This window comes from Paraburkholderia sp. BR14374, from assembly GCF_040948685.1.
Classification (GTDB): domain Bacteria; phylum Pseudomonadota; class Gammaproteobacteria; order Burkholderiales; family Burkholderiaceae; genus Paraburkholderia; species Paraburkholderia youngii.
In genome coordinates this window covers 1-962 of the sequence record NZ_JBFPKF010000108.1, presented here as the reverse complement: position 1 = coordinate 962, position 962 = coordinate 1, and the positions used below count along the sequence as shown (strand labels likewise).

Annotated in this window: 1 protein-coding gene; it reads left to right on the top strand. The window is 61.3% G+C overall.

Going from position 1 to position 962, the window contains the following annotated elements; all coding sequences use genetic code 11:
• Positions 1-75: 75 nt before the first annotated feature.
• Positions 76-962: IS5 family transposase (locus tag AB3X86_RS38210; protein WP_368599896.1), on the top strand; the 887-nt coding region annotated here is incomplete at its 3' end.

The following is a 962-nucleotide window of genomic DNA, read 5'->3' as shown; positions in this document are numbered from 1 at the left end:
GGCAAAGCTGATCAAGTCCACCGCATAGCTACTTGGAGCGTTATAGATCGGAGTGGATAAGGAAGGCAGAACAAGATGAAGCGGCAGACGCTGGCGATGGCAGCTGACGAAGGTGCGGGTTTGGAGAGGCACCGCAAACGGACGCGGCGCGATGAGTTTCTCGATACGATGAATGCAATTACGCCGTGGGCGGAGTTGTGCGCGGTGGTCGAGCCGCATTACCCGAAGCGCGGCAATGGCCGCCCGCCGATTGGCCTGGAGCGCATGCTGCGCATCCATTTCATCCAGCACTGGTTCAACCTGGCCGATCTCGCCTGTGAAGAGGCGCTTTACGATAGTGCCAGCGTGCGTCGCTTTGCGGGAATTGATCTGGGCTGCGAGGCGGTACCAGACGCCACCACGCTGCTCAAATTCCGTCGTCTTCTCGAAACCCACAAACTGGGCGAGAAGCTGTTTGCCGAAGTCGGCCGGGTGCTTCAATCGAGCGGCATGAAACTCAAGAGCGGCACGATCGTGGATGCCACGATCATCGGTGCGCCGAGCTCGACAAAGAATGAGCAGAAGTCGCGCGACCCCGAGATGCATCAGACGCGCAAAGGCAAGCAATGGTACTTCGGCGCGAAGCTGCATATCGGCGTGGACAGCCAGAGTGGCCTGGCGCACAGCGCAGTGCTCACGCCGGCGAACGTGCATGACAAGCATCCGCTGCCGCAATTGCTGCACGGCCAGGAGCGGCGGGTCTACGGTGACAGCGCATACGCCAGCCAGAAGGCGCTGATCCACAGCAAAGCGCCGAAGGCGCGCGACTTCACGAATCGCCGCACCCGCCGCGCGGGTGAAGTCGATGAGGTGCAACGCGGCAAGAACCGCAACAAGTCGAGGATCCGCGCACGCGTGGAGCATGTCTTCGCGGTGGTCAAACGACTGTGGGGCTTCACGAAGGTGCGCTACCGCGGGTTAGC